Raw genomic sequence first — 23,401 nt, 5'->3', positions numbered from 1 at the left:
ATTAGCGGCCCGGTGGATTTGTGTCGAGTGTGGCCTTGAGTGCAGTCACGCGGGGCCCTGCCCAGTCCTTCAAATACGCCAGACGCATATCCGCTTCAGACAGGCGCATCAGATACCCCAGCAGATAGTCATAAGGCACGGCCACAGTGAAGGCGCCTGCCCCGCGGGATGCCGAGCGCACATCCACCCGGAGGGTCGAGCCGGCTTTGACAGCTGCCGTGATATCTTCGAACGCCAGCCGGATGACATATTCCTCGAAGAAGGAGGGATAGTAGGGTGCATTGTTGCTGTAGCGGTCCACCAACGTCAAATTTCGGCCCGCGCCACCAAGGGTGGCCCAGCGGTAGTTTTTCCACCAGCCGCGGCGATTGGCGTAGGCTTCTGCCGTAGCGTTCCGCGCATCCAGTTGGTCCTGGTCCACCGTGTCGGAAAATTTCACGGTCAGGTATATCTGCGGGCTGAGCGTGCCGGACGCGGGGTCATAATAGGTGCGGATGAAATAGCCTACATGGCCGCCATTGCTGCTGAGCGCCAGGATGGCCTCTGACGTGCTGATGCTGGCATCCGCGCCGCGAATACGAAGCCGGCTGTTGCCCGGATCGCGGAAGATGCCGGTCTTTTTATAGACAGCCTGAATGTAGGACAGCTGCTTCGATGCTTCCTTCCGCGCCTTCTTCAGGCGCTTGGCCTCGGCCTTGGCGCGCTTCTTTTCTTCACGCAGGCGGGCCTTTTCGGCCTTCTTTTTCGCCTTCAGGACAGACTTGAAGTGCTTTTTCTCATCGCGGGAAAGCGGCTTGGTGTCGACAGCCTGCAGTTCCGTAATCGTCATTTCCTCATAGGGTTTGGCGGGTGTGTCGGCCAACGCCGGGCCGGACAAAAACGCAAAGACAAGTGCAAGTGCAAACAGCTGTTTCATGATCATCCCCCATCTTGTGTGGTGGGAGGATAGCAAGAACAAAAAGAGAACACAAATAAATTGTGTTTCTGCAAGTTTGAGTTTAATCGATCCCGTTCACGGTGCTGCGGCGCTCAAGCTGCATATTGTCTTTCCAGACGCCGTGCAGCTTGCCGATGCGCTCCCTCACGCCGAACACGCGGAAGCCACAGGCCTCATGAATCGCCCGCGATGCTGCGTTCTCGGGGAAAATACCAGCCTGCAGCGTCCAGAGGCCAAGCTCTTCTGCGCGAGCAACCAAGGCCTTGAGAAGCAATTTGCCCACACCCTTACCGCGCGCGTCCTCCCCCACATAAACGCTGACTTCCGCCACACCGCCATAAACGCAGCGGTCGGACACCGGCCACAGGATAGCCCAGCCCAGGATCTCGTCGCCTTCCACGGCCACAAGGGCGCTATTTTTCACGCTTTTTCCTTCAAAATCGGCTTGTGCCTTGGGCGTGGTCTCGAAAGTCGCGAGGCCGGTTCTGATGCCCTCCTGGTAGATGCGGTCCACATCGGGCCAGTCAGCAGGGCAATAGTCGCGGGTTGATATCATTTCTGGGAACTCCTTGATCCCCAAAAATCTAGCGCTGAAACCATGAGCCGGGCAAGGCGTAAGTTTCCATAAATCGATGATGTATGTTCATGAGTTCGGGTCGCCATTGCGGGCGTCAGTGCGCTGTAAGGCCCGACGGATAAAACCGGGCAGGCGCGGGGTGATGCGCCTGATTTTCCCGTTGGTTACGGGGAAGCGGGCGCGTGTGCGCCTGATCCAGCGCTTTAGTCTGGGGTTGAAGGCGGCCACAGCCAATCCAAGGGCGATCAGGACGATGCCGGTTGGAATGGGGAGCGGCAGCGTGATGGCGCCAAGGGTTGCCAGAAGAATAGCCAGGGGCAGAGCGGCCCATTTCAAAAGACGCAGGCGAGCGCGGGTCCATCTCAGGGAAGGTGGTTTCATATTTGTTGCCGGGTCCATACGCAGATTGGCACTGTTCATGCCTGGGAAATGTCTCATAATTATGACTGCAGGCCGGGGGTTGTGGCATTTTCCCGCAACTTGTGGCCTAAAGGGTACAGAGATCAAAGAATTAGGGGAGAACATGATGGAAAATGCACTTTTGGGCCCAGTTCTGGGGCAGGTAGCGGTGACAATTTTGGCTTTCATTATGCTGTTTGTTCGGCGGATACCTGCATTGACTTCGATGAAGGCAACGAACGCGCAACTGCAGGACAAAGCCAATCTGGCGCTGCTGCCGGACAAGGCCAAATTTGCGGGCGAGAACTATAACCACCAGTTCGAGATGCCGGTGCTTTTCTACGTTTTATGTTTAGGGGCCATGGCTACCGGGCTGGGTGACGCGCTGACGGTCCAGCTGGCATGGGCATATGTGGGCCTTAGGCTGGTTCACCATGTAATTCACGTGACTTACAATAAAGTGATGCACCGCTTCGCGGTATTTATGCTCAGCGGGCTTGTGATTGTTGCAATGTTCGGTCAGATTGCCTTCAAATACTGGAGCATCTGATGGCGGATTTTTTCGATCATATCACGGATAAGCACAAAGCTTTCGTTGAAGACCAACCCATGTTTTTCACGGCTACGGCGTGCGCAGAGGGGCGCATCAACCTGAGCCCCAAGGGCATGGACTGTTTCCGGGTGCTGGGACCCAAGCTGTGCGGCTATCTGGATATGACCGGAAGCGGGAATGAAACATCCGCCCACATCAGGAACGACGGGCGCATTACGCTGATGTTCAACAGCTTCACGCGGAATGCGCTGATTTACCGGGTTTACGGTCGGGGCAGGGTGGTGCGGCCGCACCATCCTGAATTTGCTGAGCTGAAGCCGCACTTCCCGGACCTGCCGGGCGCCCGCCAGATTATCCTGGTGGACGTGGAAAGCACGCAAACCAGTTGCGGCTATGCCGTGCCTGAGATGGAGCTGGTGGCTGAGCGCCAGACCCTGAAGAAATTCGCTGAGGGCCGGGGGGAAGACGGTATCCGCGACTACCAGCAACAGAAAAACCTCGTTTCAATCGATGGGTTCGAAACGGGCCTGAACGACTGATGCCATGACCGAAGTATTCGAGGACCATAATCGCCTGATCCCCGTTCGCACGGGACTGTCCGCGTCTGACGCTCAGTTGCTGAAGTCGGTGCTGAACGCCAATGGTGTGGATGTGTTTTTGACCAACGAGAATATGGGCTCCATGAACATCGGCCTGCGAACAGATGTTATGGTGCGGGCGATCGACAAGGTGCGGGTGGATGCCGTTCTCAACAAGGTGGCGACCATGCCGCGCTGCCAGCTGCCAACGCGGCTGGACGAAGACGGTGAAGAAATTGCCTGCCGCCACTGCGGGTCCGAGCGGGTGCATCCGTTTGAGGGGGCGGTGCCAACCATCATCCCAGGCATCAAGCTGAAGGCCACAAAGGGAGAGCGCTGGTACCACTGTTTGCAGTGCGACAGTTATTTCAAGAACGGCGTGTCACGTACAGCCAGCTTCCCGCTCGCCCTGATGTGGGGCGCCACCTTGGCGGCGCTCACCCTTGGCATCATCTGGCTGATCGAGTTCCTGCGCTGGCTATAGGCTCTAAAGGTTCTCCGAAATAGGCAGGGTGCGTACACGCTTGCCACTTGCCGCAAAGATCGCATTCGTCAGGGCCGGAATAAGCGGCGGTAACGCCACTTCGCCGGTGCCGCGAGGGTCTTCGTCGCCAAAGTCCATGATCCGGACATTGATTTCCGGGGGAGCCTCGCCGATCCTCATCATCTGATAGCTGTCGAAGTTGTTGGTGACGGGCACGCCGTCCTCGAAGCGGAAATTACCGTATTTGGCAGCCGAAAGCCCATCGTTTATGCCGCCCTCCACTTGCGCCCGCACGCCTAGGGGGTTAACTGCCAGGCCACAATCGATGGCGCTGGTTACCTTGTGGACCCGATAGTCGGTGTCACCGATCATCTCAATTTCAACGACATGGGCGCAGGTGCCTGAGAATGTGTGATAGATGGCAATACCCTGGCCCCAGCCGTCCGGCATGCGGCGGCCGTATCTGGCATCTTTTGCAACGGCCTTAAGAATTTTGCGGAAGCGCTCGTATTCCAACAAAGGAAAGGGCCATGTATCCAGTTTCTGAAAATCCTTGCGGCTGTATAGGTCCAGCAGGAAGTCCAGCGGGTCCTTGCCTGCCGCTATGGCCACTTCATTCAGGAATCCCTGAATAACCCAGGCCGCAGTATTATGCTGGGGCCCGCGCCAGGGCCCGCGCCGGACGTTATTTTCAATGTAACCCCATTCGCCTCTATAGTTGTCCACGAGGCCCATCGGCGGTTCCATGGCCGCGTTCCTGATCCAGCCGTCAGCTGCCGTTCTGACGTGCCAACCGGTCAAGCGGCCTTTTGCGTCGACTGCAGCGCGCATCCGGTACATGGCTGATGGGTTTACGTGGTCCTGCTCCATCTCATCTTCGCGGGTCCAGGTGACTTTCACCGGCGCACCGATCGCTTTCGAGAGAATGCAGGCTTCCATGACAAAGTCTGGCGCATACTTGCGGCCAAGGCCGGTGCCGCACCGCATCACATTGCTGGTGATCTTGCTTATGGGCAGGTCCGTTGCCGCGGCCGCCGCATTGATGGATTCGGTAATCGACTGGTGGCTGGTCCAGATTTCAGCGCTGTCTGCCTTGACGTCTGCAATGCAGTTGTGGGGCTCCATACAGGCATGCGCCCAGTGGGGGTGATAATAGGTTGCTTCGATGACTTTATCGGCTTCAGCCATCGCTTTGGCCAGATCGCCGCCTTCTTTGCTGTCAGCCACCTCGCCGGTTTCCAGATGCTCGGCCATTCTGGCTTTCAAAGCAGCGCTGCTTTCGCCGGCAGCCCTGCTGCCGTCCCACTCGATTTCTGCCATGTCGGCTGCTTTTTTGGCCTGCCAGAAGCTGTCGGCGATAATGGCAAGGCCAGCTGGCAGGATACGGGGCCTGGAAAGGTCATCCGGCCTGCGGGCAATCTCAATCACATGCTTGACCCCAGGCAAGGCAAGAAGCGCGTCGCGGTCATAAGAAACCAATGATCCGTTCAGGTGTGGGCACCGCCGGATAACAGCGTGTTTCATATCCGGAATGTCGGAATCTATGCCGAATATGGGCTGGCCGGTGGCAATGGCTAAGGCGTGGACATTGCGCTGATCCCTGCCAATCAGTGTCCGGTCCTTGGCGGCTTTTGGGGTCGTATTCCCCCTTAGAACGGTGTAATCCGCCCGCCGAGTGTCCGAGACAAGATACTTATAGGGAAGGCTTACCTTTGTGTTCTTGTTGTAAACGGCGCCGTTCCTTGTTTCTAGGTGGTTAAGGGGAACGCTCCAGCGGATTGCGGCCGCATGCAGGAACAGGTCACGGGCGTATGCGGCTGTGTGCCTTAGTGGTCCCCAGACCATCATGGTGGATAGGCTGCCGCCCGCACCTTGTGGCATCGGGCCTTCACTGGCGCGGCCCTCTGCATCGGCATGACCCTGAAAGGCCATCATTTCAATGCTGGTCTGATTGGGGTCGAGATCCAACTCTTCCGCGATGATCTGTGCCGCTGTTGTGATCATGCCCTGACCCATATCCGGGATTGGGACACAAACAAAAATCTGGCCGTCCTCGGTGAAGCGCAGGCAGGGCGTCACGTTGCCACTATTGTCGGTGTCGGTTGCTAGGACGGATGGAGTAGACGAAATGCTGAGTACCAGGGCTGTTGTGCCAGCGGCGGATTTCAGGAAGGATCGGCGGGATACATGGTTTGTCATCGTGCGTCTCCTTATGCGCCAGCAAGGTTCTGTGCGGCCAGTTTGATGGCCTTGCGGATGCGGTAATAGCTGCCACACCGGCACAGGTTATCGATGCCGCTGTCTATGTCGTCGTCTGTGGGATTGGGATTATCCTTCAGGAAGGCGGCCGCTGCCATGATCTGTCCGGCCTGGCAGTAACCGCATTGGGCCACATCTTCCTTGATCCAGGCCTCTTGGACCGCGTGCAGGCGCTCGCCGTCGGCAAGGCCTTCAATGGTGGTGATGGACGTGCCGTCAAGGGCCGCCATGGGGACAGAGCAGCTACGGGCCGCTTCGCCGTTAATATGCACGGTACAGGCACCGCATTGGCCGATGCCGCAGCCGAATTTTGTGCCCTTCAGGCCCGCGTCTTCGCGCAAGTGCCACAGAAGTGGCATGTCGCCGTCGCCGCTGAAGCTTGCGGCCTTACCATTAATCTTGAAGGTGACAGTTGTCATGATGCTCTCCCCGCTGATGAACACTCACCGGGGAGGAGTTTACGTTACGAGGTAACGATTGTCGCGGCGCTTGGTCGCATTGCCGCGTCGGCTTGCCGCAAACCTTATATCAATAGCTTAGCTGATCGAAGATCGGGTCTACGCCGCCCCATGTGCCGTGATACTTGTGCAGGATCTGGTCTGCTGGCGTCATACCGGTCTCGATGCTTTCCCAAAGCGAATTGAGGAAGCCTTGTTCGGTATCACCACTTGAAGACAAGCGTGCGCGCTTCCTGAGGCCCAAGTCTGCAATCTTGAGTACTTCTTCCCCGAGGTCGCGGAAGCAGCCGCCTTTCGGGTCCTGGGTCTCCAGGCCGCGGCGGGGGACATCATCGCGCATCTTGGCGACGTCGTCCGCGCTCCAGCGCTTCACCAGGTCGGCGGCGGCGTCCTGTGCTTCGGTGTCATACAGCAGGCCAACCCATAGGGCGGGCAGGGCACACAGGCGGTTCCACGGGCCGCCATCGGCGCCACGCATCTCAAGGAAGGTCTTGAGGCGCACTTCAGGGAACAGGGTGGTCATATGGTCTTCCCAGTCCGCCATCGTGGGCAGTTCGCCCGGCAGGGCCGGCAGTTCGCCCTTCATGAAGGCGCGGAAGCTTTGGCCGGATGCGTCGATATATTTGCCGTCCCGGCGCACGAAATACATGGGCACGTCCAGCACATGGTCTACCCAGCGCTCAAAGCCCATACCACTTTCAAACACAAAAGGGAGGGTGCCGCAGCGGTCGGGGTCAGTGTCTGTCCAGATATGGCTGCGGTAGCTTTTGAACCCGTTGGGTCTGCCTTCCGTCAGCGGTGAATTGGCGAACAGTGCGGTCGCCAGTGGCTGCAGGGCCAGGCTGATGCGGAATTTTTCCACCATGTCGGCCTCATCCGCGAAATCCAGGTTTACCTGCACGGTGCAGGTGCGCAGCATCATGTCCAACCCCAGGCTGCCCTTCTTGGGCATATAGCTGCGCATGATGTCATAGCGCGCTTTGGGCATCACTGGCACATCTTCGCGCTTCAATGTCGGGTGGAAACCAAGTCCCAGAAAGCCGATATTCAGGCGTTCGCCAATCTCGCGGGTACAGCGAAGGTGGCTGGAAGTTTCGTCACAGGTTTGGTGGATATTCTCAAGCGGTGCGCCGGACAGTTCAAATTGCCCGCCGGGCTCCAGCGTCACGGACGCGCCATTCTTTTTGGCTGCGATCAGCTTTCCGCCTTCTTCTACAGCTTCCCAACCATTGTCGACAAAAGCCTGCAATACATCCTTGATGCCGGGCAGGCCGTTTTGACCTTCCCACTCAAGGGGTGCCTTGGTGTCGCGGTGGAAAACGAATTTCTCGTGTTCGGACCCGATGCGCCAGCTGGACCGGTCGGGCTTCGAGCCCTGTTCCATATAGGTCACCAGCTGTGCTTTGGACTCGATGATGGCGCTTGACATAAACAGGGGTCCCCTCGACCGAACAATCGTGCTTAGAAAAAGTAGGGTCTAGATAAGCAGCAATCAAGAAAAGTAAACCCCGGTCACGCGTTAGTGAGGGTCCGGCGAGCCGCAGGTGAGCGCCAACCTGATCAAAAAGTCAGGGTTTATCTGGCTTTTGGCTGGGCAGGAAATTCAGGTGAAAAAATCTAATTTCTGTGTGCAGAAGACCCGTAAGTCACATTGACGGCACAAGGGTTGGCTGACAGGTCCATGCCGTAAATGTGCAACGTGGTGGCTACTTTGTCGGTTGGATTGAACAGGCGGTGGATGCCCTCTGGGTTCGGGTTTACCGTTGCGACAGCACCAGCGCCGGCCGTGATTTTGCCGTTCGAGCGCACGCCGCCTTCAGACGCATCGCAGCGGTCATAGGTTTCGCAGCCGATCTCGCCAGAGATCACGCCCACACAGCCCCAGGCATTATGGCCATGGACCGGTGTTTCAGCGCCCGGCTGCCATTCAAGCTGCAGCACGGAGAAGAAACCCGAAGGGTGGGCATACAGCACCTTGCGCCGGTAGCCGCGCGTGTTCACCGGCGTATCCGCGAAGTCTTCCAGCTGGATGCGGGGCAGTACGTGTTCCATCAGGTGGGCAATCTCATCCTTGTGGCAATCGGGTGCCGCACAGGCAACAGCCGTGCAGGCCTCCTGCACAAGGCTGGCGATATTGATGGTAGACTGGAAGGATGGAATTCCTTCTTTTGGCATGGCAATGTTCCCGCTAACCTAAAAATATTACGTAACGGGGTACAATATACCAATATTCTGTCAGTAATTGTTTGCTATTTTCTGGCTTAAACAGCAAGTCCGTGAAAAATTTTTCCCTAAACAGCGTTTAAGTGTCACCAATCACCCAAAGCGGATTGCCACAGGCTGATGGCGGACATGGCGGCTGTATCTGCGCGCAAGACACGCGGCCCCAGGGCTACGACCACCGTATTGGGGTGAGACCGAATGAGCGCACGCTCATGGTCGTCAAAGCCACCTTCCGGGCCGATCAGGATGCCCCAGGGGCGGGGATTTGATTTATTGTCTGCTGCTTGAAGCGCCACGTGGGCCGGTGTGCCTGTCAGGTCCTCGTCACAGAACATGATCTTTCGGTCCATCGGCCAATCGGCGATCAGTTTTTCCAACTTCACGGGTTCGCCGATTGTCGGCACATTGAGGCGCTCGCACTGTTCTGCGGCCTCAACGGCATTCGCAAACAGGCGGTCGGTCTTCACCCGGTCCACGATGGTGCGGCGTGTCAGCATGGGCACCATATGGCTGACGCCCAGCTCGGTGGCTTTTTGTGCCATGAAGTCCAGCCGGGCTTTTTTGATGGGTGCAAAGGCAAGCCACAGGTCGGGCTCTGTGCGCTGCTCCCTGATCCTGGACTCCAGCCGGAGCGTCACAGCTTTTTTCTGGACTGCTGCGATCTCGGATGCCCACTCGCCGTCCCGGCCATTGAAAAGCGCCACCTGATCGCCCGTGCGGGCGCGCATCACGTTGGCCAGATAATGTGACTGGTCCGGCCCCAGCGTCAGGCTGCCGTCACCGGGCAGGGCTGCGTCCACATACAGGCGGTGCTGGATTTTCTTGCTCATGCGTCTTGGTCCGGCTCTGGGAATGTCTTTTCTCCCTGATGCCGCGAAGAGGGCGTCATCGCAAGGGAAATCTGGAACAGCTCCATGTGGTTGGAGAAAACTAATTGACATGCAACAAAAATGTTGCATGTTCGTGTTATGGGAATTTCAATTGATCCGGGATTGAGTGCCGTATTCAAGGCACTTTCGGACGACACGAGATTGTTGGTACTTGAGGAGCTTCGAAAGCGGGACAACCAGTCCCTTTTCGAGATATGTGTCCGTGTTATTGAGCAGCATGACCTGTCTTTGAGCCGACAGGCACTTTCCCGCCATTTGAACGTTCTCGAAGCTGCGGGCCTGATTACGACCGAATGGTCGGGGCGTACAAAGGTTCATACTCTCAACCGAACGCCTATCGGGGACCATATTCAACCTTGGATGAAGCCGTTCCTTGAGTAGGAGACAGTCATGAAAATGTTTATCAAAAGCGTTTTTGTTCCGGATCAGGCCAAAGCGCTGAAATTCTACACAAATGTTCTGGGGTTCGAGGTAAAGCAAGATATCCCTTTGGGTGAATATCGTTGGTTGACGGTCGTCTCACCGGAAGAACCAGATGGCGTCCAACTATTGCTGGAGCCCAACCAACATCAAGCGGCTAAAGCCTATCAGGAAGCGCTGTTTGCAGATGGTATTCCGTGTACTTCATTCAGCGTCGAGGATGTTGACGCTGAATATGAGCGACTTGTAAAGGCGGGCGTGGGTTTCACTGTAGCACCCATGGTGGCAGGAAACGCCAAGATGGCTGTATTTGACGACACATGTGGCAACCTGATTCAGATTGTCGAGCTATTGTAAAATCCTTTTGGGTTTATAGCACGAAACCTTCAATCCAGTGCTTGGCCATATAACGCACCAGTTTGCCGCTCTTTAGGACACCGGCGCCGACTTCAACAAACTCCATCCAGGTGTGGAAGGCGTCCGATCCCGGGTTGGGCTGTGTCCACTACAGGCGGTGCTGGATTGTCTTGCTCATGCGCGGCGGTCCTGCTGCTGTTTACATGCTGTTGCCCGCGAGGCCTTGATGCGGCGCTACCGCAAGGAAATTTTCTTGCCGCGCGTGTGTGCTACGCTACCTCATGGAGGGGCGAACGGCCAACAGAAGGGAAACATCATGATCAGGAAACTCGGTGCACTTGCGCTCGTGGGCCTTATGGCAGGCACAGCCGTATCTGCGGAGCCGGTTGAAATCACCAACGACAGTTTCAAATGTCTCGCCGACATGCAGAAGGTGCGGCATTTCTTTGTCGATAATCTGTTGGGTGACCTTGAGGCCACGCTGGCGGTTGCCAACAACAAGAAGGGCGGCGTGTATCCACCCGGTTCCGTTGTGCAACTGGTGCCGACAGAGGTGATGGTGAAGCGCGAAGAGGGCTGGAGCCCGCGCACAAAAGACTGGGAGTTCTTTGAGCTTGATGTGTCTGCCGAAGGCAGTGAGATCAAGGTGCGCGGGACAGACCAGGCGGTGAACAAGTTTGGCGGCAATTGCCTTGAGTGTCACGAGCGTGCCCGTCCGCAGTGGGATATGATTTGTGAGCAAGGCCACGGCTGTCTGCCGATCCCGATCACCAGAAAGCAGATCGCCCAGATCCAGGCAGCTGACCCGCGCTGCGAACCTGCGGACGCAAAAACTGAGGACTAGTCCAGCGTCTTGACCATATAGCGCACCAGCTTGCCATTTTTCAGCACACCGGTGCCCACCTCCGCGAAGCCCATGCGGGCATGGAAAGCGTCTGAGCCCGGATTGGGCGGGTCGATATTCACCTCGCACGCAACGGCGGGTTTGCCAGCAGTGCGTGCGCGGGCGAACAGGTCTTCATAAAGCGCGCGCGCAAGCCCCTGGCCGCGCGCGCTTTCAGCGGTGATGACCCGGTCGATATAGGCGAAGCTCGGGTATCGGGTTTGAAACCACAGGAAGTTGGGGCTGGTGTAATCGGCCGTTTCATCGAACGCGATCAGGAAGGCGTGCGCCGGCGCAACCCCACAGGCATAAAAAGCACCCGCGACCATGGCCCGATAATCCTCAGGCTCGAGGTGCGAGGTTTCGCGCACATGGGCTTCATTCAGCGCCAGGATGCCGGCTTCTGCCAAGTTGCTAAGGGGTTGAATATCAACCATAAACACTCCTCTGATCACCTTGTCAGGATAGCCTGCTACTGAGCCTTGGTGCTAGCAATAATTCAAATTTTATGCGTTCCGTGACAGCGTATGCGGGTTGCCGTACACTCAAACCGAGCACTGAGGGCTCCCAAAAGGGGAGCGACATTTGGTTGGAAGAGCTATGATACAGAATGTAGCGGGCGCAAATGCGCTTCAGCCGCGGTTGGCGGCAGCAAATGGATTGGACCCGGACCGCGACGCGCTGCGCTTCAACGGCGCCCAGGAACGCGGCTTTGCTTTTGGCAAGCGCAAGCCGGTTGTCGACCAGGTCCAGACATCCGAAACACAATCCCAGACACAATCCCAGACACAGTCCCAGACAGTGGAAACCTATTCGATGGGCATACAGCCCCCTGCCACTGGTGTTGACGGCGCGGATACAAATGCCGTGGCGGTCACCAGGGGCGGCAGCTTCAATATCGATGTGACCATCTCAGGCGAAGACGGTGCAGGCGGTAAAGGGGTGGTCCATTTTCACGAAGGCGGCAGCTACAGCTTCAGCCTTTCGGATCACCCCGGCGCCAAATACCGCCTGGTGGGCCTTGAAGGCGGGAACGGGGTTACGAATCCGAATAACATCAAGGGCACGATTTTTCTGAACGGGGCCGAGATCAAGCTGGGGGACCTCAAGGACAAGGCTAGCGAGTTTCTGAAGAAGCGCGATGAGATCGCCGCCAAGGCAGAGGAGGCACCGGGCCAGGAGAAGAAGCGTGCGGGCGATATCACGCTGGATGACCTGAAGGCCGTGGGTCTTCTGTCCACGCCGGACGTGGGCGTACTGAACATCCATGATGACCGGTTTGACCGCTCGAAGTTCACTGACAAGCAGGTGCTTTCCCTGAAGGTGGCGGCAAAGCTGGCGACGCAGGAAACGCTCAATCCGATCCGTGAAGACGAAGACGAGCGCATAGGCCGTGGCCTGAAGCTCGGGCACGCCAAAGAAGGCATCGGGTCCTATGGACGTGGGCTCAAGCTGGGGCACGAAAAGGCCCCGGGTATTCTGGCCTTTTACGCCTGACCACAAGCGTCATTCGCCGACGTGATCGGCGAATCCACTGTGCCCTTAGACTCGCCGGTCGTGCCGGCGAGTGACGAATTTTCCATAGCTAAAAAGCCACGACCGCTTCAATGATCGCGCGGGCGTCAAGGCCGTCGGGCAGGCTGCCGTAGGCCCCATGGCGCCCGAAGGGGTCAAGCCGGGTGCTGATGTATCCCTCTGCCACCGTGCCGGGCGCGCGTTCCATCAACAGCTTGGCGGATGCCAGCGTGGCCAGCCGTTCCGTCAGCCAACGGCCGCGGGCTTCATTCAGGCCGCCTGCGATGTTGTCTGTCAGGTCCGCCAGCGCGTCATCATACTGGCTGGACGCGCCCTTGACTTCACTGAGCCAGCCGATGCCGGCTTCAAGGCTTTCACGCTCGCGCATTGCCACCCGCATCAGGTCCAGGCACATGACGCTGCCTGAGCCCTCCCAGATCGAATTCACTGGCAGTTCGCGGTAAATGCGCGCCAGAACGCCGTCTTCCACATAGCCGTTGCCGCCCAGGCATTCCATGGCTTCATACCCCAGCGAGGGCCCGCGTTTGGTGACCCAATATTTGGTCACCGGCGTCATCAGGCGGGCGTAGGCGGCGTTCATGGGGTCATCCATGCGCTCATAGGCGCCGGCGAGGCGGATGCTCAGGTGCGTGGCTGCGGCCACCTCAAGCGACATGTCTGCGAGGAGCGCCGTCATCATCGGCTGGTCGATCAGCTTTTTCTGGAACACCGTACGGTAGCGCGCGTGATGCACGGCGCGGGAAAGCGCCTGCCGCATCAGCCCGGCGGACCCCAGCGCGCAATCAAGCCGGGTGTAGTTGGCCATGGTCATGATGTTGGCGATGCCGCGGCCCTCGCTGCCGATCAGCACGCCTTCAGCTTTGTGGAATTCCACTTCACTGGACGCGTTCGATTTGTTGCCCAGCTTGTTCTTCAGCCGCTGGAAGCGGAGGCCGTTAACGCTGCCGTCAGCCCGGAAGCGCGGCACGAAAAAGACCGAAAGCGCGTTGCCGGTTTGGGCCAGAACCAGGAAGGCGTCGCACATGGGGGCGGACATGAACCATTTATGCCCGGTGATCAGGTAAGGCTGGCCCGCCCCGCCGTTCTCGACCGGCTCAGCGACGGTGGTGTTGGCGCGCACGTCCGTGCCGCCCTGCTTTTCGGTCATGCCCATGCCGATGGTGATGCCGGATTTATCCGAAATCGGGCGGAAGGTTGGGTCATAGGTGTGGCTGATCAGCTTTGGCAGCAGGCGTGCGAATAGGTCCGGCTGGTTCTGCAGCGCCGGGATGGCCGCGTGGGTCATGGTGATGGGGCAGATATGGCCAGCCTCAACCTGGCTCATCATATAATGCTTGGCTGCGCGCGCCGCGCCCACGCCCAGGCCCTTTTCGCGCCCGTCGGTGGCGAGGCCGTCGAACGCGCCGCAGTGGATGCCCGCGCGCTTCGACATGTCCATGAAATGGTGGTAGGCGGGGTGGAATTCGACTGTATCCTGGCGGTGGCCCTGTGTGTCGAACGTGTTCAGTTCCGGCAGGCGAGTGTTGGCCAGATGCGCCTGGTGGAAGGCCTCAGCGGTCCCGAGCTGCGCGCCGAAACGGTTCAGGTCCATCGCAGCCCAGCCCGCGCCCTCCGCCGCCAGCGCGGCCTTTAAGGGTGCGTCCGTTTCATAGAGGTTCACATGGTCATAGACCGGCGGCTGGTTGAACACTTCATGCGTGTCGAACTGGTTTTCCATCACAAGTCCCCCTTACTTTTCACCTTACACCCAATTTAGGGCCAAGGGGAGAGGAGGGAAGAGCTTTAAATGTCGTCAAAATGCGTTACTGTCGCTTGGGATACTGAGCGAGGTTCATATGACACTACTTGATCGGATGAAGAGTATCTCTCCTACCTGTATTTTGTGTGGTGGACAAAATCCAACTGAAACGACAGATCATATTCCACCAAAATCCATCTTCTTCTTAAAGCAAAGGCCTAGAGGGCTGGAGTTCCCTGCATGCAGGGCGTGCAATCAGGGAAGCAAGCTGGACGATCAAGTTGTCGGTTGGTTCTCCAGAATTTATCCTGACCCCGAGGCTGATGCTGAGACAAAAGAGCTAAATAAACTTACAAAGTCGGTGCAAAGGAATGTTCCTGGATTGCTTGCTGAGCTTCAGGCCACAGATAGTCAGTTGGTGACCTTCCGAAAGGGCGTGCCTGCGCAGTATGCTGACAAGCATGTGCTTAGCGCTGACGGTCCTATCTTAAATGAGATTGTAGGATGCTTTGGGGCGAAAATGGGTATTGCGTTGCATTTTGAGAAAACGGGACGAGTTGTTCCTGTCGAAGGCCGTGCAGCGGTAAAATGGTACACTAATTACCAAGCGATAACTGGTGATATTCCGACCGATGCTTTGTCACTACTGGGTGCGCCAGAGACGCTGCAGATGGGCAAGTGGGAGGTTTCCGATCAGTTTCAATACAGTAGTGCGTGGCTTGAAGATGGTCGATTGAGCTTGCATTATGCGACTTTCAGAAGATCGTTTGCGATTTTGGTGGCAGTGTTTGCGAGCAACGCTGATCTTATTGAGGGGCTTGTGGAAAATTCTGCGGGGGTCTTTCAACCAGGATGGCTTATTGACCGTCAGCCGAAATTTAAACGGCTTAAAATGTGGTAACGAATTGCCTCTAACCCCGCCACTCACTCGGGGCTTTGCCGGTCCAGCGTTTGAAGGCGCGGGAGAAACTGGAAGCTTCGGAAAAGCCCACCAGATAGGCCACTTCATTCACGCTGGCCTTGCCGCCCTCGAGATAGCTGATCGCCATGGTGCGGCGCAGGTCATCCAGCAGGGTCTCGAAATTCAGGCCCTCGGCCTTAAGGCGCCTGTAAAGCGTCGGGCGGCTGATGCCCATCATTTCCGCCACCTTCTCCATCGAAACCTCGCCTTTGTGCAGCATCGGCAGCACGGCTTTTTCCACCTGTCCGCGCAGGGTTTCTGAGGCCTCCAGCTCGCGCATCAGGGCGTCCGCGTGGTCAGACAGCACGCCGAAGGCATAGCGGTTCTTGGGGCCGGTTGTCAGCTCAAGCCAGCTTTTGTGCGCCTTCAGCGCGTTCCATTTTGCGCCGAAGGTCACGGGCACGCCGAACATGTCTTCATAGGTTTTCCAGTGCACGGGCTTGTCGTGCGTCACGTGGAAGGCGCGGTAGGGCAGCTCATCGCCGAAGAAGCGGCTGAAATCCCCCACAAAGCGGGCAAATACGGTTTCGGTCAGCTCCGGCGTCATGTTGGGGTTGGGGCGCTGGTCGATCACCCAGACGCAGTCGCCGTCTTCCTCCAGCCGGAAGCGCTGCTTGCCTTCGCCCACGCCGGTGTCCAGCACCAGCTTGGCGTAGCGGTTCATCTGCTGGAAGCCTTCGCCCACGCTGTTGGAGGCAAAAGAAATCAACCCGACGATGGAAAAGTCATCAAACCGGCTGGCCTTGCCGTATTGGAGCGCCAGGTCCGGCCGGTTCAGCTGTTTGACCGCTGCGCGAATGAGGCCCACAAAGGCGGTGGCGGGCAGGCGGGCGTCCTGGTCATCGAGCGGCGTGTTCTCAAGCCCCACGGCCTTCAGAAGGGCCTCGCGGTCCCCGCCTTCCCCGACGGCAAAATTCAAAAGGTCCCGGATCAGCCCGGCGGCAACTGTTGGCATGATGTATCCCCTCGCGTGCCCTGCTGCCACCTTGCGTGATCTTCTGGGCTAAGTGTTTGATCGCTGCGGTCATTGTGATGCTGCCGCCAGCTTCTTATCTATAGGACATAAATAAGAAAGTCGGCAACGACCGGCAAGACGCGAGGAAATATAATGTCTGATATCATGATGGACGCCGGCACCCCGGCGCGCCCAAAGCGGGCCCGTAACTGGCTCGATCTTTCCGCAAAAACCTGGTTTGTCGTCACGGCCATCGGCCAGTGGCTGTTTGTGGCCTATATCGCCGGTTACTATGGCAAGCGCTTTGCCGCTGGCGGCGTGGGCGGCTTCGCGGACACCCATCTGGCCAACGGCTTCATGGCGGGCGACAGCATGGGCAATGTGGCGCTGGCGATCCATATTCTGGTGGCGGGGCTGATCATTGCCGCCGGGCAGATCCAGCTGGTGCCCGGGATACGCAACAAGATACCCCGCCTGCACCGCTACAGCGGCTGGTTCTATATGACCGCGTCGGTGGTTGTCTCGATCGCCGGGACGTATCTTGTTTGGACACGCCCCCGGGTGATTGGCTCGCTTATTCAGGATATTGGCGTGACCGGCAGCGGCGTGCTGGTGATGGCCTTTGTGCCGCTGGCGCTCTACTGTGCCATCAAGCGGGATTTCGCGGCCCACCGGCGTTGGGCGCTGAGGCTTTTCATGGTGGTGAGTGCGGTGTGGTTCCTGCGGTTAATGACTTTCGGCTGGTTCCTGACAACCGGCGGCATCGGTATTGACGGCAAGACCTTCTCAGGCCCGTTCCTCTATGTGGTCAGCTTTGCGCAGTATCTGCTGCCGCTTGCGGTGCTCGAGCTGTATTTCTGGGCCCAGAAGGGCAAGAACAAGGCGCATCGCGGCAAGGTTGCCGGTGTGGTGTTCCTGATGACAGCCTTCATGGCTGTGGGCGTTGTGGGCATCAGCAGTTTCTCCTGGATTCCCAAGATATTTGGCTGATCGGGGCCTGTAATCAAGGATACTGGCTGCGTTGGCGTGGGCGCGCAGCAGCCAGTACGCGGCATGGAGCTTTGGTTCCGTGCCGCTAAGCCATTCTTGGCCTTGCCAAATTTCCCCGATATGCAAGGATGCCTGCAAGCATGGTTAATGATTGGGGAGCCACAGATGGCACAGGACGTGAAGGTAAGCTGCACATGCGGCAAGGTGAAGGGCGTCATCAGGGGGCTGGCGCGCGCGAACAGCAACCATGTGCAGTGCCCCTGCAAGGGCTGCCAGAGTTACGCCCACTATCTTGACCGTGCGGGCGACATGATGGACGGGGTCGGCTATTCGAATATCTTCCAGATTGACCCGGCAAGCTATGAAATACATGAAGGGCATGACCATCTGGCCTGTGTGCGCATGACGCCCAAGGGGCCACTCCGCTGGTTCACAGACTGCTGCAAAACGCCGCTGGGCAACACTTTGCCGAAAGGCGGTATTCCTTTCATTGGCGTGCTGCCCATCTGCACAGGCCACAAGGGGACAGACCCGGCGGTGGTTGATATGGTTGGCCCAGTGCGGGCGGTGGCCAATGAAAAACGCCCCCAGAGTTTTGGCGAGAAGTTCAAGACCTGGGGTATGCTGGCGCACCTGATGCGTCTGACGATCTGGTGGCGCATCCGCGGCGGCAAAAGCTGGAAGCCTTTCTTTGACAAGGACACCCTGCGGCCGATCCGGAAACCGATCACGATTTCAGACGCTGAGCGCGAGGCACTTGAAGCCAAGGTGATCTGATCTGGCTTGACTTATCGCGTGCCCGCGCGTACGCCGCTAGGCATGTTTGGGCGCACACAAAAAGACGTGGTGAAAACGGCGGATGCCGTTGAGGGCAGTTTTGTCTATCGGCATGCGCCGAAGGCCGTGCGGCCCTACCTGAAGCTCGCGCGGATGGACCGGCCCGTTGGCACGTGGCTCTTGCTGTGGCCCTGCCTGTGGTCGACAGCGCTGGCGGCAGACGGCGCGCTGACGCTGCATCATGCTTACCTTATGCTTCTGTTCGCCATCGGCGCGCTGGTGATGCGCGGCGCAGGCTGTACCTATAACGACATTATCGACCGGGACTTCGACGGTGCGGTCGAGCGCACCAAAAGCCGCCCCATTCCGGCTGGTGAGGTAAGCCTGAAGGGCGCCTGGGCCTTCCTGGTGCTGCAGTGCCTCATCGGCTTCCTTGTGCTGATCCAGCTGAATGTGTTCGCCATCATGGTGGGGCTGGGCTCGCTTGTGCTAGTTGCAGCATATCCCTTTATGAAGCGCATCACCTACTGGCCGCAGGCGTGGCTGGGGCTGACGTTCAACTGGGGAGCGCTTGTGGGCTGGGCCGCCGTGCGCGGCAGTCTGGACTGGCCGGCGATCATTTTGTACGCAGGTGGCCTGTTCTGGACGCTGGGTTATGACACGGTTTATGCCCATCAGGACAAGGAAGATGATGCGCTTATCGGCGTCAAGTCGACGGCCCTTGCGCTGGGGGCGAAAACCCGGCCTGCGATCAGCTTATTCTACGGCTTATTTATTTTTGCCCTTTTGGGCGCAGGAATCCTTGCAAATCTGGGCATAATCTATTATCCCGTGCTCGCGTTTGCGGGGCTTCACCTCGCCGCACAGATCAGGCGCGTCAATATCGATGATGCTGCCGTCTGTTTGGAAGTTTTCCGCTCGAACATCGCGTTTGGCTGGATCGTGTTTGCGGCCCTCATTCTGGGGCAAGCCGTCCAGTAGCCTCCCCGGCGTCCACTCTGGTGTTTGTGCGATTTTTTGAGTAGCCCCATGCTAGGTTTTCGGGGCAAATTAAAGGACGCATATCCATGGATATCAAGAAGATCTCCGTTGGCGAAAACGCCCCTTGGGACGTGAACGTTATCATCGAAGTGCCAGCTGGCACCGAACCCGTGAAATACGAGCTGGACAAAGAATCAGGCGCATTGTTCGTGGACCGCATCATGCACACCAGCATGCGCTACCCATGTAACTATGGTTTCATCCCGCACACACTGGCGGATGACGGCGACCCGGTAGACGTGCTGCTGGCGAACCGCACCCCGATCATGCCGGGTGCTGTTGTGCGCTGCCGTCCGCTTGGTGTTCTGATCATGGAAGATGAAGCCGGCATGGACGAGAAGCTCTTGATGGTGCCTGTCGACAAGCTGCACCCCTTCTATAAGGACGTTCAGAGCTACGACGAGCTGCCGAAGATTTTCCTCGACCAGATCGCGCATTTCTTCCAGCACTATAAAGACCTCGAGAGCGGCAAATGGGTGAAAATCAAGGGCTGGGAAGGCCCTGAAAAAGCTGCCCAACTGATCGAAGAAGGCATCAAGGCCGAAGCAGCTGCCAAATAAGCGCTGTTCTTTGCAAAGATATAAGAAAGCCCGGCACAGAGCATTCTGGCCGGGCTTTTTGTTTGCTACCTTGTTTGGGCTGAGCAGTCGGGAAGCCAGCGGCTGTAGGTTAGCCGATGCCACAGGGCTTCCACGGGGCCCTTTTCGAACCGTTTGAACCACAGGTGGCTCAGCACAAGCTGTGTGGCCCAGACGCCCAGCACGACAAAGGCAGTCTGCCAGCGCGGCAATTCACCAAACAGGCTGAGCCCAAATCCATAGAAGATAGTGGTGCAGGCCAGAGTCTGGAACAGATAGTTCGACAACGCGGCCTTGCCCACCTTGCTGACGGCATTGAAACCCAATCGGAAACGCGTGCCGTTGAGCAGGAAGCCCACAAGGGCGATATAGCCGGTGCCCACCATCACTGAGCCCGCGTAATTCCAGAGACTGCCAGCGAACATGGAAAAGGGGAACGACCAGGCCGCGGCTTCGTTTGCCATCAGGCCGTTCCAGGCCAGCGCAAAACCAATGGGCAAGAGGGTGAGGGCTATCAGGCCATAGGTGCGCGCCTTCAGTTTGCCGCCCAGGAAGCCGCACCGGTAGAGGGCAAGGCCAATCAGCATCAAACCACTGATACGCCAGGCCCCCCAGTGTATGTAGATCTCTGTCTCGAATTCCAGTGCTTGTGCCGCGCGAACCGGGAAATGGTCTGCCCAACTGCCCTGGTAGGCGGCAATTTCAGCAGCGAGGACTTCTGCCGGTGGGAGCCACATTTCCCGGCTGGTTTCAGCGATAACATGGTCGGGCAGAGGGGAGATGGCCCAGTATCCCATAAAACTCCAGGCCATGCCGAAGGCGAGCAGGCTGACGCCGACGGCCAGCGTGATCCTCCAGCGTACATTCCGGAACAGGAAAGGGACCAGGCTGGTCATCGCGTAGGGGACAAGGATATCGCCGCTCCACAGCAGGTAGGCGTGCATGAGGCCGATCAGGAACAGGCCGAATATTCGTTTGGTATAGGTGATCAGAACCGGATCACCCCGGCGCACCAAACCATCACAGATAATGGCAGTGCTGGCCCCAAAGAGCATAGAAAAGATGGCCATGAACTTCTGGTCTGCCATCACATACTGGAACTGCCACCAAAGTCGGTCCAGCCCGGTGTGGTCGTTGCCGACAAGGGGATTGAAATAGGCGGCATGCGGCTCCGAGAACAAGCGGATGTTCATCAGCAAAATGCCAAGGACGGCAATCCCGCGCACAATGTCCAGAAGTGCGATCCGGTTAACCGATACAGTTGTCATGATTTCCCCCAATGGCCGTGTCTGGCTATGGGATATATTGCGTCCTTCGAACGAAGTGTTGCAAGCGCAACTTTAGTTGCTGGGGCCTGGCCCGTAGAGGGGCATAAAAAAGCCCGGCAAGTGCCGGGCTTTTCTTGTTCTGGGTGAGTTGGTATTAGCCCTGAGGCAGCAGGGTTACGCGGGCGGCGACAATCTGCTTGTCCTTACCGTCCATCACGCCAGTTACCTTGACCTTTTGGCCAGGCTGGAGCGTGTCGAGTTTGCCCATGGACTGTACCTTGATCGTTTCACCGTCCTTGTCTTCCACTTCCAGCGTCTTGGTGGTCGCGTCAATATTGACGGCCTTGCCCACGATGGTTGCTTCACCTACGACCGGCAGGTCTTTCACGCTTTCAACCGGTGCGGGGGCTCTACTGGTAAGCGTTACCTCTTCGGCAGCGCCCGTGTCCTGGGCAGGGCTAGTATCCTGGAAGCTCATGCGCATGATCTTGGGTTGGGGTTGGTCATCTTCTTGCGCGTCTTCCTTGGATTGTGGCGCGTCCGCTGTGACGTCCTTCATGGCTGGTGCCAGAACAGTCACACTGCTTGCATCGATTTCCTTGCCTAGGCCCAGCACCTTGCTGTCGATCATGCCGATCACCTGTACCCGATCACCTTTCTGGACATCAAGCGGTGCCGCAGCCGAGATGTCGATGGTGTTGCCGTCGGCATCACGCAGGGTGAATTCCGTTTTACCGTCCAGTTCTGCAACAAAGCCGGTCAGGGCTACCTGGCCCTCAGTGGGAAGGTCGGCAATTGCGATGGCCTTTTTTTCGGTTGCGTGCGCCAGTGACGCTGCCCCCAACATCAAGCCCGCAGTAATCAGTGCTGTCGTCGATTTATAGAGCATGATTAGTCTCCTTTTCGGTCTGACTGCTGTGGAAGCCCACAAAGCAGGGTTGGTACATGCTGTGACACCAGTGAAGCCGGTTTGATGTTAAGCCGCGATATGCAGAGTTCGCTTGGGACATAAAGAGTTGATAAAATTGGACCGGACTTGGGCGCCGCCGGGGCAATTGTGGCAAGATATTGATTTCAATGTGGAAACTATGAAGCTGCGGTAAGGCGGAAGACAAAAAAATGGCCTGGGAAGACCAGGCCATCAGGTGGAGAGTGGGGCGCTGGGGCGCCCCTGGGGTAATGCGGTTTAATAGTGGAAGAAATTCAGCTTGTTGCCGTCTGGGTCACGGAAATAGCCGGCGTAAAATCCCTGGTCGCCCCGTGGGCCCGGCGCACCTTCGTCTGATGCGCCCAGTTCAAGCGCTTTGGCGTGCATGCGGTCCACCATTTCCGGGCTGTCAGCCTGAAGCGCAACCATGACGCCGTTGCCGACGGTGGCAGCTTCCTTGTTGAAGGGCAGGGTGACGCTGAATTCTGTGCCTTTGCCAATGGACCAGACTTTGAAAACGTCAAAATCCATGGTGCGCTTGGCGCCCATTTCCCCCAGCAGGGCATCATAAAAGGCCGATGCTTTGCCTATGTCGTTGGTGCCGACGGTAATATATCCGATCATTGGTTATCTCCTCTACTGATCGTGTCGTGATGTTATGGTTTGGTGAATTGTGCGCGGGCGCGCTTCACTTCAAGGCGGCTTTTGCACCCTTCGGCGTGATCATTTACCAGCCCCATGGCCTGCATGAAGGCATAGACGGTGGTGGGGCCGACAAATTTCCAGCCCCTTTTTTTGAGTTCCTTCGACAGCGCAATGGATTGCGCGGTGGTTGAGGCAAGCTCATGTTTGATTTCCTGGGCGTCCGGTGCCTCATAGCGCCAGAAAAAGGCAGCCAGAGATCCTTCCGCCTCAACCATTTCCCGGGCGCGGGAAGCGTTGTTGATAACGGCTTCAATTTTACCCCTATGGCGCACAATGCCTGCGTCGCCAAGGAGGCGCTCCACGTCGGCCTCATCAAAACCAGCGACCTTGTGGAAGTCGAATCCTTCGAAGGCGGCGCGAAAATTCTCCCGCTTGTTCAGGATGGTCAGCCAGCTTAGGCCAGACTGGAACCCTTCGAGGCAGATCTTCTCAAACAGCCGGGTGTCGTTATCCACGGGGAAGCCCCACTCATGGTCGTGATAATGGATATAGTTTGGCGTGGCGGCACACCAGTTGCAGCGGGGCTGACCGTCTGGGCCATCAAATGTCTTGCGCATTGCTCTTGCCTTACCTTTCAGTGGGTACAAGGAAATCCAGCCGGGTGTCCGTGCGGCCCGGTGTGACCCCAACGACCTCGGGCGTCACGATACCCTCCGCAACGAAAGGGTCCTCGGCGATGAAAGATTCAAGGTCGGCGTGCGTGATATTGTGGGCCAGGATGGCGCCCCCGGCACCTGATTGCAGGCTGCCAACCATCAGGAAGTAGCCATTGGCGAACCCATCCCTGATCCAGGCATTATGGCCCGCCATGAAGTCGGGGGCGCGGCTCTTGTCGCCTGTGAACTTCAAAAAAACGATAAACATGGTCTTTCCCCTTGAGCCGCCCCGGTTGGTCAGGGCGGCGAA

28 protein-coding genes are annotated in these 23,401 nt (G+C 57.7%); 12 read left to right on the top strand and 16 right to left on the bottom strand.

The window, feature by feature from the left end; translation table 11 throughout:
- Window position 1: 1 nt before the first annotated feature.
- The 3 genes from KORLAC_RS14025 to KORLAC_RS18900 form a co-directional block, all read right to left on the bottom strand.
- Entirely contained in the window at window positions 2-916 is a 915-nt protein-coding gene (locus KORLAC_RS14025; protein WP_139167608.1) for a hypothetical protein, read from the bottom strand.
- An 82-nt stretch (window positions 917-998) separates the two neighbouring features.
- Window positions 999-1,493, bottom strand: coding sequence for a GNAT family N-acetyltransferase (locus tag KORLAC_RS14020; protein WP_068307479.1), 495 nt, complete (start codon window positions 1,491-1,493; stop codon window positions 999-1,001).
- An 87-nt stretch (window positions 1,494-1,580) separates the two neighbouring features.
- Window positions 1,581-1,895, bottom strand: coding sequence for a hypothetical protein (locus KORLAC_RS18900; RefSeq protein WP_160328638.1), 315 nt, complete (start codon window positions 1,893-1,895; stop codon window positions 1,581-1,583).
- 142 nt (window positions 1,896-2,037) lie between these two features.
- On the opposite strand from KORLAC_RS18900, the gene KORLAC_RS18895 reads away from it, so the two are divergent.
- From KORLAC_RS18895 to KORLAC_RS14000, 3 genes are read left to right on the top strand one after another with little or no spacing between them, the layout of a single operon-like run.
- Window positions 2,038-2,463, top strand: a complete 426-nt coding sequence (locus KORLAC_RS18895; protein WP_160328637.1) for an MAPEG family protein — start codon at window positions 2,038-2,040, stop codon at window positions 2,461-2,463.
- Entirely contained in the window at window positions 2,463-3,005 is a 543-nt protein-coding gene (locus KORLAC_RS14005; protein WP_068307474.1) for a pyridoxamine 5'-phosphate oxidase family protein, read from the top strand. The genes KORLAC_RS18895 and KORLAC_RS14005 overlap by 1 nt, the downstream gene beginning before the upstream one ends.
- A 4-nt stretch (window positions 3,006-3,009) precedes the next feature.
- Window positions 3,010-3,528 carry a hypothetical protein gene (locus KORLAC_RS14000; RefSeq protein ID WP_068307473.1) on the top strand — a complete coding sequence of 173 codons (519 nt, stop codon included), beginning with the start codon at window positions 3,010-3,012 and terminating at the stop codon, window positions 3,526-3,528.
- A 3-nt stretch (window positions 3,529-3,531) separates the two neighbouring features.
- Here KORLAC_RS14000 and KORLAC_RS13995 read toward each other — a convergent pair whose 3' ends face one another.
- The 5 genes from KORLAC_RS13995 to KORLAC_RS13975 all read right to left on the bottom strand — a co-directional run bounded on the left by KORLAC_RS13995 (window position 3,532) and on the right by KORLAC_RS13975 (window position 9,298).
- Window positions 3,532-5,727 carry a xanthine dehydrogenase family protein molybdopterin-binding subunit gene (locus KORLAC_RS13995; RefSeq protein ID WP_068307471.1) on the bottom strand — a complete coding sequence of 732 codons (2,196 nt, stop codon included), beginning with the start codon at window positions 5,725-5,727 and terminating at the stop codon, window positions 3,532-3,534.
- A gap of 11 nt (window positions 5,728-5,738) precedes the next feature.
- Window positions 5,739-6,206, bottom strand: a complete 468-nt coding sequence (locus KORLAC_RS13990; protein ID WP_068307470.1) for a (2Fe-2S)-binding protein — start codon at window positions 6,204-6,206, stop codon at window positions 5,739-5,741.
- Between the two features lie 109 nt (window positions 6,207-6,315).
- Window positions 6,316-7,674, bottom strand: coding sequence for a glutamate--cysteine ligase (locus tag KORLAC_RS13985; RefSeq protein ID WP_068307468.1), 1,359 nt, complete (start codon window positions 7,672-7,674; stop codon window positions 6,316-6,318).
- Window positions 7,675-7,862: 188 nt separating this feature from the next.
- A complete protein-coding gene (locus KORLAC_RS13980; protein WP_068307466.1) occupies window positions 7,863-8,420 on the bottom strand; it encodes a cysteine dioxygenase in 558 nt (185 codons plus the stop codon).
- 134 nt (window positions 8,421-8,554) lie between these two features.
- Window positions 8,555-9,298: a 16S rRNA (uracil(1498)-N(3))-methyltransferase gene (locus tag KORLAC_RS13975; RefSeq protein ID WP_068307464.1), complete on the bottom strand. Its 744-nt coding sequence runs from the start codon at window positions 9,296-9,298 to the stop codon at window positions 8,555-8,557.
- A gap of 120 nt (window positions 9,299-9,418) precedes the next feature.
- Between KORLAC_RS13975 and KORLAC_RS19285 the strand changes: the two genes are divergently transcribed.
- The 3 genes from KORLAC_RS19285 to KORLAC_RS13960 all read left to right on the top strand — a co-directional run bounded on the left by KORLAC_RS19285 (window position 9,419) and on the right by KORLAC_RS13960 (window position 10,979).
- Window positions 9,419-9,739, top strand: a complete 321-nt coding sequence (locus tag KORLAC_RS19285) for an ArsR/SmtB family transcription factor (protein ID WP_206594977.1) — start codon at window positions 9,419-9,421, stop codon at window positions 9,737-9,739.
- A 9-nt stretch (window positions 9,740-9,748) separates the two neighbouring features.
- Window positions 9,749-10,135, top strand: coding sequence for a VOC family protein (locus KORLAC_RS13965; protein ID WP_068307462.1), 387 nt, complete (start codon window positions 9,749-9,751; stop codon window positions 10,133-10,135).
- 316 nt (window positions 10,136-10,451) lie between these two features.
- Window positions 10,452-10,979 (top strand): hypothetical protein, encoded by a 528-nt coding sequence (locus tag KORLAC_RS13960; RefSeq protein ID WP_068307461.1) that lies wholly within the window; start codon window positions 10,452-10,454, stop codon window positions 10,977-10,979.
- Here KORLAC_RS13960 and KORLAC_RS13955 read toward each other — a convergent pair.
- Window positions 10,976-11,455: a GNAT family N-acetyltransferase gene (locus tag KORLAC_RS13955; protein WP_068307460.1), complete on the bottom strand. Its 480-nt coding sequence runs from the start codon at window positions 11,453-11,455 to the stop codon at window positions 10,976-10,978. The two genes, KORLAC_RS13960 and KORLAC_RS13955, sit on opposite strands and share 4 nt — an antisense overlap.
- A gap of 163 nt (window positions 11,456-11,618) precedes the next feature.
- Here KORLAC_RS13955 and KORLAC_RS13950 point away from each other — a divergent pair, with 163 nt between their 5' ends.
- Entirely contained in the window at window positions 11,619-12,515 is an 897-nt protein-coding gene (locus KORLAC_RS13950; protein WP_068307458.1) for a hypothetical protein, read from the top strand.
- An 88-nt stretch (window positions 12,516-12,603) separates the two neighbouring features.
- Here the strand turns inward: KORLAC_RS13950 and KORLAC_RS13945 are convergent, their stop codons facing one another.
- Entirely contained in the window at window positions 12,604-14,271 is a 1,668-nt protein-coding gene (locus KORLAC_RS13945) for an isovaleryl-CoA dehydrogenase (RefSeq protein ID WP_206594975.1), read from the bottom strand.
- A 118-nt stretch (window positions 14,272-14,389) separates the two neighbouring features.
- Here KORLAC_RS13945 and KORLAC_RS13940 point away from each other — a divergent pair, with 118 nt between their 5' ends.
- Window positions 14,390-15,193: a hypothetical protein gene (locus tag KORLAC_RS13940; protein ID WP_068307455.1), complete on the top strand. Its 804-nt coding sequence runs from the start codon at window positions 14,390-14,392 to the stop codon at window positions 15,191-15,193.
- A 10-nt stretch (window positions 15,194-15,203) separates the two neighbouring features.
- On the opposite strand, the gene KORLAC_RS13935 is transcribed toward KORLAC_RS13940, so the two are convergent.
- Complete coding sequence (locus tag KORLAC_RS13935; RefSeq protein ID WP_068307454.1) at window positions 15,204-16,208, bottom strand: AraC family transcriptional regulator; 1,005 nt, start codon at window positions 16,206-16,208, stop codon at window positions 15,204-15,206.
- 153 nt (window positions 16,209-16,361) lie between these two features.
- Between KORLAC_RS13935 and KORLAC_RS13930 the strand changes: the two genes are divergently transcribed.
- The 4 genes from KORLAC_RS13930 (at window position 16,362) to ppa (ending at window position 19,576) form a co-directional block, all read left to right on the top strand.
- On the top strand, window positions 16,362-17,198 hold the full coding sequence (locus KORLAC_RS13930) for a DUF2306 domain-containing protein (protein ID WP_068307449.1): 837 nt from the start codon (window positions 16,362-16,364) through the stop codon (window positions 17,196-17,198).
- Window positions 17,199-17,363: 165 nt separating this feature from the next.
- The gene (locus tag KORLAC_RS13925; protein ID WP_068307447.1) at window positions 17,364-17,975 is read left to right on the top strand and encodes a DUF6151 family protein; all 612 of its coding nucleotides are present in this window, start codon (window positions 17,364-17,366) and stop codon (window positions 17,973-17,975) included.
- Between the two features lie 42 nt (window positions 17,976-18,017).
- The gene (gene ubiA, locus KORLAC_RS13920) at window positions 18,018-18,956 is read left to right on the top strand and encodes a 4-hydroxybenzoate octaprenyltransferase (protein WP_068307446.1); all 939 of its coding nucleotides are present in this window, start codon (window positions 18,018-18,020) and stop codon (window positions 18,954-18,956) included.
- A gap of 86 nt (window positions 18,957-19,042) precedes the next feature.
- Window positions 19,043-19,576: an inorganic diphosphatase gene (gene ppa, locus KORLAC_RS13915; protein ID WP_068307444.1), complete on the top strand. Its 534-nt coding sequence runs from the start codon at window positions 19,043-19,045 to the stop codon at window positions 19,574-19,576.
- 65 nt (window positions 19,577-19,641) lie between these two features.
- Here the strand turns inward: ppa and KORLAC_RS13910 are convergent, their stop codons facing one another.
- From KORLAC_RS13910 to KORLAC_RS13890, 5 genes are all read right to left on the bottom strand, one after another.
- Complete coding sequence (locus KORLAC_RS13910; protein ID WP_068307442.1) at window positions 19,642-20,862, bottom strand: DUF418 domain-containing protein; 1,221 nt, start codon at window positions 20,860-20,862, stop codon at window positions 19,642-19,644.
- A 154-nt stretch (window positions 20,863-21,016) separates the two neighbouring features.
- Entirely contained in the window at window positions 21,017-21,751 is a 735-nt protein-coding gene (locus KORLAC_RS13905) for a DUF5666 domain-containing protein (protein WP_068307440.1), read from the bottom strand.
- A 297-nt stretch (window positions 21,752-22,048) separates the two neighbouring features.
- Window positions 22,049-22,414 (bottom strand): VOC family protein, encoded by a 366-nt coding sequence (locus tag KORLAC_RS13900; RefSeq protein ID WP_068307438.1) that lies wholly within the window; start codon window positions 22,412-22,414, stop codon window positions 22,049-22,051.
- Window positions 22,415-22,446: 32 nt separating this feature from the next.
- The gene (locus KORLAC_RS13895; RefSeq protein WP_068307437.1) at window positions 22,447-23,052 is read right to left on the bottom strand and encodes a DNA-3-methyladenine glycosylase I; all 606 of its coding nucleotides are present in this window, start codon (window positions 23,050-23,052) and stop codon (window positions 22,447-22,449) included.
- 10 nt (window positions 23,053-23,062) lie between these two features.
- A complete protein-coding gene (locus KORLAC_RS13890) occupies window positions 23,063-23,359 on the bottom strand; it encodes a YciI family protein (protein ID WP_068307436.1) in 297 nt (98 codons plus the stop codon).
- Window positions 23,360-23,401: the final 42 nt, after the last annotated feature.

Source organism: Kordiimonas lacus (genome assembly GCF_001550055.1).
In the GTDB taxonomy this organism is placed as follows: Bacteria; Pseudomonadota; Alphaproteobacteria; order Sphingomonadales; family Kordiimonadaceae; genus Kordiimonas; species Kordiimonas lacus.
Note: the sequence above shows the minus strand (reverse complement) of the source record. Positions and strands in the feature narration are given on the sequence as shown.

Bases quoted from the DNA above. Each gene is read 5' to 3' on its own strand.
- KORLAC_RS14025 (WP_139167608.1), bottom strand. From the start codon at position 916: ATGAAACAGCTGTTTGCACTTGCACTTGTCTTTGCGTTTTTGTCCGGC.
- KORLAC_RS14020 (WP_068307479.1), bottom strand. From the start codon at position 1,493: ATGATATCAACCCGCGACTATTGCCCTGCTGACTGGCCCGATGTGGAC.
- KORLAC_RS18900 (WP_160328638.1), bottom strand. From the start codon at position 1,895: ATGAAACCACCTTCCCTGAGATGGACCCGCGCTCGCCTGCGTCTTTTG.
- KORLAC_RS18895 (WP_160328637.1), top strand. From the start codon at position 2,038: ATGATGGAAAATGCACTTTTGGGCCCAGTTCTGGGGCAGGTAGCGGTG.
- KORLAC_RS14005 (WP_068307474.1), top strand. From the start codon at position 2,463: ATGGCGGATTTTTTCGATCATATCACGGATAAGCACAAAGCTTTCGTT.
- KORLAC_RS14000 (WP_068307473.1), top strand. From the start codon at position 3,010: ATGACCGAAGTATTCGAGGACCATAATCGCCTGATCCCCGTTCGCACG.
- KORLAC_RS13995 (WP_068307471.1), bottom strand. From the start codon at position 5,727: ATGACAAACCATGTATCCCGCCGATCCTTCCTGAAATCCGCCGCTGGC.
- KORLAC_RS13990 (WP_068307470.1), bottom strand. From the start codon at position 6,206: ATGACAACTGTCACCTTCAAGATTAATGGTAAGGCCGCAAGCTTCAGC.
- KORLAC_RS13985 (WP_068307468.1), bottom strand. From the start codon at position 7,674: ATGTCAAGCGCCATCATCGAGTCCAAAGCACAGCTGGTGACCTATATG.
- KORLAC_RS13980 (WP_068307466.1), bottom strand. From the start codon at position 8,420: ATGCCAAAAGAAGGAATTCCATCCTTCCAGTCTACCATCAATATCGCC.
- KORLAC_RS13975 (WP_068307464.1), bottom strand. From the start codon at position 9,298: ATGAGCAAGAAAATCCAGCACCGCCTGTATGTGGACGCAGCCCTGCCC.
- KORLAC_RS19285 (WP_206594977.1), top strand. From the start codon at position 9,419: ATGTTGCATGTTCGTGTTATGGGAATTTCAATTGATCCGGGATTGAGT.
- KORLAC_RS13965 (WP_068307462.1), top strand. From the start codon at position 9,749: ATGAAAATGTTTATCAAAAGCGTTTTTGTTCCGGATCAGGCCAAAGCG.
- KORLAC_RS13960 (WP_068307461.1), top strand. From the start codon at position 10,452: ATGATCAGGAAACTCGGTGCACTTGCGCTCGTGGGCCTTATGGCAGGC.
- KORLAC_RS13955 (WP_068307460.1), bottom strand. From the start codon at position 11,455: ATGGTTGATATTCAACCCCTTAGCAACTTGGCAGAAGCCGGCATCCTG.
- KORLAC_RS13950 (WP_068307458.1), top strand. From the start codon at position 11,619: ATGATACAGAATGTAGCGGGCGCAAATGCGCTTCAGCCGCGGTTGGCG.
- KORLAC_RS13945 (WP_206594975.1), bottom strand. From the start codon at position 14,271: ATGGAAAACCAGTTCGACACGCATGAAGTGTTCAACCAGCCGCCGGTC.
- KORLAC_RS13940 (WP_068307455.1), top strand. From the start codon at position 14,390: ATGACACTACTTGATCGGATGAAGAGTATCTCTCCTACCTGTATTTTG.
- KORLAC_RS13935 (WP_068307454.1), bottom strand. From the start codon at position 16,208: ATGCCAACAGTTGCCGCCGGGCTGATCCGGGACCTTTTGAATTTTGCC.
- KORLAC_RS13930 (WP_068307449.1), top strand. From the start codon at position 16,362: ATGTCTGATATCATGATGGACGCCGGCACCCCGGCGCGCCCAAAGCGG.
- KORLAC_RS13925 (WP_068307447.1), top strand. From the start codon at position 17,364: ATGGCACAGGACGTGAAGGTAAGCTGCACATGCGGCAAGGTGAAGGGC.
- ubiA (WP_068307446.1), top strand. From the start codon at position 18,018: ATGTTTGGGCGCACACAAAAAGACGTGGTGAAAACGGCGGATGCCGTT.
- ppa (WP_068307444.1), top strand. From the start codon at position 19,043: ATGGATATCAAGAAGATCTCCGTTGGCGAAAACGCCCCTTGGGACGTG.
- KORLAC_RS13910 (WP_068307442.1), bottom strand. From the start codon at position 20,862: ATGACAACTGTATCGGTTAACCGGATCGCACTTCTGGACATTGTGCGC.
- KORLAC_RS13905 (WP_068307440.1), bottom strand. From the start codon at position 21,751: ATGCTCTATAAATCGACGACAGCACTGATTACTGCGGGCTTGATGTTG.
- KORLAC_RS13900 (WP_068307438.1), bottom strand. From the start codon at position 22,414: ATGATCGGATATATTACCGTCGGCACCAACGACATAGGCAAAGCATCG.
- KORLAC_RS13895 (WP_068307437.1), bottom strand. From the start codon at position 23,052: ATGCGCAAGACATTTGATGGCCCAGACGGTCAGCCCCGCTGCAACTGG.
- KORLAC_RS13890 (WP_068307436.1), bottom strand. From the start codon at position 23,359: ATGTTTATCGTTTTTTTGAAGTTCACAGGCGACAAGAGCCGCGCCCCC.